A 7,089-nucleotide genomic window follows, 5' to 3' on the forward strand; every position below is an offset into this window, starting at 1 on the left:
TTGCGCCGGCGAGTGAGCAATCACCATTGTCCGAGTGCGTCCGCCTTGAACAACTTTCAACACACTAAATAGCAAAACACCATATTGACAGCTTTGCAAAAAATGCATATAATAATATCTTAGCGAAAGCACAATTACACAAACTTCGTCTGCGCACCAGCAATACCTATTATATACGATTAGGGCTTGTACTGGTTTCGACGGGGGTTTTGAAGTTGTGGAAGCCATCCGCAGTCTCCCGAACTGCGTAATAACGGGAAATTCTAAATATAAACGCTGACGATCAGTTAGTAATGGCAGCCTAAGTGCTGCCCGTCAGTCCTGTTGCACTCACACTTCAGGAGTCTGGCGTCGACCTTGTGAGAAACCTTGCCGGGTAAGCTTTGCTCCGGTAGATGTATCATGAAGCTACTGAAGCAGTAAGCCTGTCGGTGGGCGTGCTGTGGAGGGAATGTTAATACAGCGACTGTGATGGGAGATGCCGCAAGGGATAGACTTTCGGACGCGGGTTCAATTCCCGCCAGGTCCATAGTGAAAACGCCGTATTTACGGCGTTTTTTCTTTTTCGTGTTGCATTTCGTGTTGCATAGTTGTGAAATGCGAATTAATTTTATCTGTAAATTTCTTTTGCTCATCGTTGATCACATTTCTGTATACAGCCTTTAGAACGGTATCTGTTTTCCATCCACCTCTTGCCATAATGTACTGATCCAGAATACCAATCGCGTGCATGATCGAAGCAGAGTAATGTCGGAGATCATGAAAACGGAATGGTATAACCATTCCTTCAAATGGACTTATTGATTGCTACAGTGCTGTTACAATATAAGGCTTTTATGTTTGGACTATTAAATTCATAGTCCATTACGTCTATACCGTCCGCGCAGGTCTGGTCTTGTAATTCCTCATATGTGCTCATGTAAACACCTCCCGCTTTAGTATATCTCAATACGTGTACAAAAATCTGTACAGTTGCTTCCACAAAAAGAAAATTGACAAATATTTCGGAGTGACATATAATATATTTAACAAGAGAACCGTTGGTCAGTGCACACCTGACCGCCGGATAAAGCATCAGCTAAAAATAGCGCCTTACTTTACCAGAGCAGGGGCGCTATTTTTTATGCGAAAAAGTAATAACAAGAGTTATGACTGCACAAAGCATAATTACAAAAGTAAATAAATCACTGTATGTAACCATCAGCACCAGCCTCCTTTCACAAAAGTGTCCGGCGGCTGACATAACACCCCAACAGTTCCCTGGGTAAATATATTATATTGTCAATGTACATTCTGGCAGATATGCCGATTATTTCCTTTTGTTTTTCACAAATTCAGCAAACTGGCGAATTTCATTCAATTCGTCTTCGGTGTATTCTTTGCCATCAAAATGAGCGGCAAGAGTGGTAAGTTCGTCATTAAGTCCGAGGAGAGTATCAGCAGAAACATTTAAGCAATCAGCAATTTTCTTTATTGTATTTACGTTTGGTTCTCTATTTCCACTCTCATATAATGAATATGTAGATTTTGCTACGCCAATATTTTCTGCCACTTCTTTCTGGGATAATCCAGATCTTAAGCGAGCTTCTTTTAAATTGTCATTAAAATTGTCACCCATAATTGGTACCTCCTGATAATTCGATTATAGTTGCATATTGAAAAACTGTCAACAGAAAAGTTTGCAAAATGAAAAGAAAAGTATTGATAAATTTGCAAATAGCAATTATAATATAATTTCAGTTTGCAAAACGCAAATAAGCGAAAGGAGGAAATGAGATGTTTAGAAATTTAGAAGCGGAACAAGCCAGATTTGGTTATACAAATCAGCAGATGGCAGACAAGTCAATGATGTTTGCAACTGACAACGAACCAAGAGAGAAAGGAGGTGACAACGATCGTAATGACGGTTATTTTTGGTTATCAGTGTCTTCGGTCGATTTGGAATTATCAGTACCTTCTTCAACAGGTGAGCATGTGTCTTGAGTCTGTGAATACTGTTTATGCAGCTCTTCGACAGTTTCTTTTAACTATGACATTTTTCTTGAAATATGTTAAGAGCACATAACTAAGTTCGGCACATAATTACGGTTATGTTCTTAAGCACATAACCGTAAAAACTGGCTGTTCTGTGACACACCAAACGGAGCCCAGGCCAGCGCTATTGTGTACACAATGGTAGAAATGGCAAAAGCCAATGGAGTAAACGTCTATCACTATCTTACCTATCTGCTGGAAAAACTGCCTGATGATTGGATGAGTGATGATGAATTAGAACTTCTGGCGCCATGGAACGAAACTGTCAAAGCTGAGATCGAACGTCGTGCAAACGAATCAAATCAATCATATGTGAATTGTCAAGGTGCTCCGGCTACTGAAAAGTAGTCGGGGATTTTTCTTACAGAGAATATTTAAATAAATATGATGTAAACAAAGACGCATGAGTGTGGAGTGTGTGATTGAGAAATTTCAGAAAAAGTGAAAATCAGTCAGGGCCCCCTTTGGGGAGTCCCTGACTAAATGTAGCTATTCCTCAAATTCCGCAATCACCACATACCCACTAAGCGGTGCCTTTTCCACACTGACAATGGTTCCTTCCTTTGCCTTGATTCTCTGTGAGTTCGGATAGCAGCCGGACATGGCTACAGCAGGCTCAATGATATAGCTGTAGTTCATGTAGGACTGATATTCCGTGATCTGAATCTTATCTCCCGGTTTCACCAGTCCCGGACGCTCCATTTTAAAACTTTCCTGACGCATGTGAATTCCCTCTTTTCAAAAATTGATTTATATTTTACACTGTACTTAGAGCGTGTTTGAAAAATCATTCCCGTAATCTGCACGCCCCACTTTGCGGGAGATTTCACCCGAATTCGGTTGCCGTAGCCCGCTACGGCGCCCTCATCCGAGCGAAATCTCCCACAAATTGTGACGCACATCTTGCAGAAAGCCTTTTTCAAACACGCTCTAGCATAGCACAAAACAGAAAAAAAGTCATCTGTAAGAAAATGTGCTGGCGTTCACAAAATCATCATACCCCTGTGTTAAGATACAGGTAAATCGTACAAAAAGGTATAAAAACCATGCGATAAATGAGGTTGACCAAAAAGGGAGGACAAGATATGGATACATTAAAAATCCTTGTAGTGGATGATGAAAGCCGAATGAGAAAGCTTGTAAAAGACTTTTTAACAAAGAAGAATTTTCAGGTGCTGGAAGCAGGAGATGGCGAGGAAGCCATGGATATCTTTTATAAGGAAAAAGATATTGCCCTGATCATCCTGGATGTAATGATGCCAAAGATGGACGGCTGGGAAGTATGCCGTGAGGTGCGCAAGAATTCCAAAGTGCCGATCATTATGCTGACAGCAAGAGGAGATGAGCGTGATGAGCTTCTTGGTTTTGACCTGGGTGTGGATGAGTATATTTCCAAGCCATTCAGCCCGAAGATCCTGGTAGCCAGAGTAGAAGCTATCCTTCGCCGTACCGGACAGACCGGAGCGGAAGATGTGCTCAGCGCAGGGGGAATTGTGATCGATAAGGCTGCCCATCTTGCAACAGTCGATGACAAGCCTATGGATCTTAGCTTTAAGGAATTTGAGCTTCTTACTTACTTTTTGGAAAATCAGGGAATTGCTCTTTCCAGGGAAAAAATCCTTAATTCTGTTTGGAATTATGATTATTTCGGAGATGCCAGAACCATTGACACACATGTGAAGAAATTAAGAAGTAAAATGGGGGATAAAGGTGAGTACATCAAGACCGTATGGGGAATGGGTTACAAGTTTGAGGTAGAGTGATGAAGAAATCAAAGAAGCCAAAGAAAATCCGCTCCATAAAGCACCAGATCACGTTTACATTTATAGGTCTTTTATTCCTTTCCATTCTCACGATTTCCATGATCAACGGAGCATTTCTGGAAAAATATTATGTGTCAAAAAAGACGGAAACTCTTCTGGAAGCAAGGGAAGTGCTGAGTCAGATCAACACGGATTCTATGACAGAGGACGATGTGGAAAGCGAGCAGGAAGAATTGTCTTCTGAGATCATTCAGGAAAGCTCCAGGAATAATCTGACCTGGGTGGTTGTCAATGAGGATAATACGAAATATCTGTGCTGGCCGGAGAATGAAGATCAGCTGAGAAGCAAGCTGTTTTTTGGTTATGCCAGTGATCTTGACATGGATAACGGAAAAGGCACAATTCTGAAACAGACGGATAACTGTGTGGTTCAGCAGGTATATGACCGTTTCGTGGGCATGGATTATGTAGAGTGCTGGGGGAAATTTGACAATGGCAATTATTTCCTGATCCGAAGCCCTCTGGAAAGTATCCAGGAAAGCGCAAATATTTCCAATAAGTTTTATTTCTTTGTAGGAATTGTCATTATTGTTATAAGTGGAATGTGTATTATGGCAGTAACCAGAAAGCTGACCAGACCTATTTCCGAGCTGACGGAGCTTTCCCGTAAGATGACAGATCTTGATTTTGAAGCCAGATATAAAAGCAAGGCCGGCAATGAAATTGATGTGCTGGGAGATAATTTTAACAAGATGTCCAGTCAGCTGGAGCATACTATTTCCGAGCTGAAATCTGCAAACAATGAGCTGCAGAAGGATATTGAGAATAAGGTGAAAATCGATGAAATGCGAAAAGAGTTTCTGGATAATGTTTCCCATGAGCTGAAGACACCCATTGCTCTTGTGCAGGGGTATGCAGAAGGTCTGAAGGAGAACATTAATGATGATCCGGAAAGCATGGATTTTTACTGTGACGTCATTATTGATGAAGCTGCCAAGATGAATAAGCTGGTAAAGAATCTTCTTACGCTGAATCAGCTGGAATCCGGAAAAGACGCAGCTGTTATGGAGCGTTTTGACCTGACTGCATTGATCAAAGGCGTTCTTTCCACCATGGATATCATGATCAGGCAGAAAGAAGCCCGGGTGATTTTTAATGAGACAGAGCCTCTTTATGTCTGGGCAGATGAGTTTAAGACAGAAGAAGTTGTGACGAATTATGTAAGCAATGCCTTGCATCATCTGGATGGAGAAAAAATTGTGGAGATCAAAGTCCAGAAACAGGAAAACAGAGTGAAAGTAACGGTATTTAATACCGGAACCCCAATCCCGGAAGCCGATCTCCCGAATCTGTGGAACAAGTTCTACAAGGTAGACAAAGCCCGCACCAGAGAGTATGGCGGAAGCGGAATCGGACTTTCTATTGTAAAGGCTATTATGGAAGGTATGAATCAGCAGTACGGTGTTCAGAACTTTGATAACGGGGTGGAATTCTGGTTTACCCTGGATCGGAAATAAAGTAAAAATAGTCAATCTTCAGGCTGGAAATCTGGTGCTTGAAAGAGAAGATAATTGTAATTTTTCATAAAAAAAACAGTGTTAATCTGGAAAGACAATACAAACTAACAAAACAGGCGGCAGCATGGAATTAGCTCTTTGCAACCGCCTGTTTTTGCGTTATACTGTAAGAATATGAAAGTGTATGTTCAGCAATATTGTGCTTTGGGAAGGCAGTATTTGCTGATTAAAAGCATTTATATGATGGCAGAAAATGCTGCACACAATAGACGCAGTATTGACGAAAAACAGACAACAGGAGGAGCCCGAATGATAGCAATAATCGACTATGATGCAGGCAATATAAAAAGTGTGGAAAAAGCCCTTCATTACCTTGGAGAGGAAACTGTAGTTTCCAGAGATCCTCAGGTATTACTGAGTGCAGATAAAGTAATTCTTCCAGGTGTTGGAAGCTTTGGAGATGCCATGAATAATCTGAATAAATTCGGACTTGTTCCTGTGATCCGGGAGCTTACAGAGAAAGGAACTCCATTCCTTGGAATCTGTCTGGGTCTGCAGCTCCTTTTCGAATCCAGTGACGAAACTCCGGGAGTGGAGGGACTTGGAATTTTGAAAGGTAAGATCGTGAAGATTCCCCCGGCTCCTGGACTTAAAATTCCTCACATGGGATGGAATTCTCTTCACCTTCAGAATGATGGCCGCCTGTTTAAAGGAATTCCGGAAGAGACTTACGTCTACTTTGTTCATTCCTACTACCTTCAGGCAAAAGAACCTGAAATCGTGAAGGCGACTGCGCAGTATGGCGTAACTATTCATGCCTCCGTTGAAAAGGACAACATATTTGCCTGCCAGTTCCACCCGGAGAAGAGCAGCAAGTACGGTCTGAAAATACTGGAGAATTTTGCGAAGCTTGGGAAGGAGGCATAATTATGTTTACAAAGCGAATTATTCCCTGTCTGGATGTAAATAATGGACGAGTAGTGAAAGGTGTTAATTTCGTAGACCTGAAGGATGCAGGAGATCCTGTGGAAATTGCGAAAGCATACGATGCGGCAGGAGCTGACGAAGTAGTATTTCTTGACATTACAGCCTCCTGCGAACAGCGTGACACAGTAGTAGATATGGTGCGAAAAGTTGCAGCCAACGTATTCATTCCATTTACAGTTGGCGGCGGGATCCGTACTGTAGATGATTTCCGGAAGCTGCTCCGCGAAGGTGCAGACAAGATTTCTGTAAACTCCGCAGCCATTGACCGTCCGGAATTAATCCGTGAGGCAGCAGATAAATTCGGCAGCCAGTGTGTAGTAGTTGCCATTGACGCTAAGCGTCGTCCTGACGGCGGCTGGAACATCTATAAGCATGGCGGTCGTTTGGATACAGGCATTGATGCCATTGAGTGGGCGAAGAAAGCAGAAGCCCTTGGTGCAGGAGAAATCCTCCTTACCAGCATGGACTGTGATGGTACCAAGGCTGGCTACGACATCCCATTAACCCGCGCAGTATCTGATGCCGTATCCATCCCGGTCATCGCTTCCGGTGGTGCCGGTACCCTGGAACACTTCTACGAAGGCCTTACCGACGGCGGTGCCGATGCAGTTCTGGCAGCTTCCCTGTTCCACTATAAAGAACTGGAAATTTCTCAGGTGAAGGATTACCTGGCTGAAAAAGGTGTTCCGGTAAGACGATAGAATATTAAAATTGCTATTTAGTGTGTTGGGAGGGTGAAAAGTTTTCAGGAGGGACGCATTTGGACAATGTGTATTACTCACTCGCCG

The 7,089-nt window shown here is 42.5% G+C and carries 11 protein-coding genes, 1 other RNA gene and 1 pseudogene; 8 read left to right on the forward strand and 5 right to left on the reverse strand.

Annotated features, from left to right (window positions below):
- Positions 1 to 182 precede the first annotated feature (182 nt).
- Positions 183 to 532, forward strand: a transfer-messenger RNA (tmRNA) gene (gene ssrA / locus AB5Z12_RS20425).
- Between the two features lie 14 nt (positions 533 to 546).
- Here ssrA and AB5Z12_RS20430 read toward each other — a convergent pair.
- From AB5Z12_RS20430 to AB5Z12_RS20440, 3 genes are all read right to left on the reverse strand, one after another.
- Positions 547 to 699, reverse strand: a complete 153-nt coding sequence (locus AB5Z12_RS20430) for a hypothetical protein (RefSeq protein ID WP_233456192.1) — start codon at positions 697 to 699, stop codon at positions 547 to 549.
- A gap of 88 nt (positions 700 to 787) precedes the next feature.
- Positions 788 to 919 carry a hypothetical protein gene (locus AB5Z12_RS20435; RefSeq protein WP_274603086.1) on the reverse strand — a complete coding sequence of 44 codons (132 nt, stop codon included), beginning with the start codon at positions 917 to 919 and terminating at the stop codon, positions 788 to 790.
- Between the two features lie 390 nt (positions 920 to 1,309).
- The gene (locus AB5Z12_RS20440) at positions 1,310 to 1,618 is read right to left on the reverse strand and encodes a helix-turn-helix domain-containing protein (RefSeq protein WP_148461842.1); all 309 of its coding nucleotides are present in this window, start codon (positions 1,616 to 1,618) and stop codon (positions 1,310 to 1,312) included.
- A gap of 158 nt (positions 1,619 to 1,776) precedes the next feature.
- On the opposite strand from AB5Z12_RS20440, the gene AB5Z12_RS20445 reads away from it, so the two are divergent.
- Together AB5Z12_RS20445 and AB5Z12_RS20450 are read left to right on the forward strand one after the other, a co-directional pair.
- Positions 1,777 to 1,983 (forward strand): hypothetical protein, encoded by a 207-nt coding sequence (locus AB5Z12_RS20445; protein ID WP_118584274.1) that lies wholly within the window; start codon positions 1,777 to 1,779, stop codon positions 1,981 to 1,983.
- A 126-nt stretch (positions 1,984 to 2,109) separates the two neighbouring features.
- Positions 2,110 to 2,382, forward strand: a pseudogene (locus tag AB5Z12_RS20450) (transposase domain-containing protein); the annotation flags it as partial.
- 141 nt (positions 2,383 to 2,523) lie between these two features.
- Here AB5Z12_RS20450 and AB5Z12_RS20455 read toward each other — a convergent pair.
- Both AB5Z12_RS20455 and AB5Z12_RS20460 read right to left on the reverse strand, forming a co-directional pair.
- A complete protein-coding gene (locus AB5Z12_RS20455) occupies positions 2,524 to 2,757 on the reverse strand; it encodes a hypothetical protein (RefSeq protein WP_118584275.1) in 234 nt (77 codons plus the stop codon).
- Positions 2,715 to 2,936, reverse strand: coding sequence for a DUF6783 domain-containing protein (locus AB5Z12_RS20460; protein WP_319017219.1), 222 nt, complete (start codon positions 2,934 to 2,936; stop codon positions 2,715 to 2,717). Before AB5Z12_RS20460 ends, AB5Z12_RS20455 begins: the two co-directional genes overlap by 43 nt.
- Here AB5Z12_RS20460 and AB5Z12_RS20465 point away from each other — a divergent pair.
- The 5 genes from AB5Z12_RS20465 to hisF all read left to right on the forward strand — a co-directional run bounded on the left by AB5Z12_RS20465 (position 2,835) and on the right by hisF (position 7,002).
- Positions 2,835 to 3,056 (forward strand): DUF6783 domain-containing protein, encoded by a 222-nt coding sequence (locus tag AB5Z12_RS20465; protein ID WP_319017220.1) that lies wholly within the window; start codon positions 2,835 to 2,837, stop codon positions 3,054 to 3,056. The two genes, AB5Z12_RS20460 and AB5Z12_RS20465, sit on opposite strands and share 102 nt — an antisense overlap.
- Positions 3,057 to 3,119: 63 nt before the next feature.
- A complete protein-coding gene (locus tag AB5Z12_RS20470) occupies positions 3,120 to 3,797 on the forward strand; it encodes a response regulator transcription factor (RefSeq protein WP_118584277.1) in 678 nt (225 codons plus the stop codon).
- Positions 3,797 to 5,314 carry a cell wall metabolism sensor histidine kinase WalK gene (locus AB5Z12_RS20475; RefSeq protein WP_118584278.1) on the forward strand — a complete coding sequence of 506 codons (1,518 nt, stop codon included), beginning with the start codon at positions 3,797 to 3,799 and terminating at the stop codon, positions 5,312 to 5,314. Before AB5Z12_RS20470 ends, AB5Z12_RS20475 begins: the two co-directional genes overlap by 1 nt.
- A gap of 309 nt (positions 5,315 to 5,623) precedes the next feature.
- Positions 5,624 to 6,241, forward strand: coding sequence for an imidazole glycerol phosphate synthase subunit HisH (gene hisH / locus AB5Z12_RS20480; protein ID WP_118584280.1), 618 nt, complete (start codon positions 5,624 to 5,626; stop codon positions 6,239 to 6,241).
- Between the two features lie 2 nt (positions 6,242 to 6,243).
- Positions 6,244 to 7,002, forward strand: a complete 759-nt coding sequence (gene hisF / locus AB5Z12_RS20485; protein ID WP_173717557.1) for an imidazole glycerol phosphate synthase subunit HisF — start codon at positions 6,244 to 6,246, stop codon at positions 7,000 to 7,002.
- Positions 7,003 to 7,089: the final 87 nt, after the last annotated feature.

It is taken from the genome of Ruminococcus sp. RTP21358st1_G6_RTP21358_211008 (assembly GCF_040908885.1).
In the GTDB taxonomy this organism is placed as follows: Bacteria; Bacillota; Clostridia; order Lachnospirales; family Lachnospiraceae; genus Blautia_A; species Blautia_A faecis.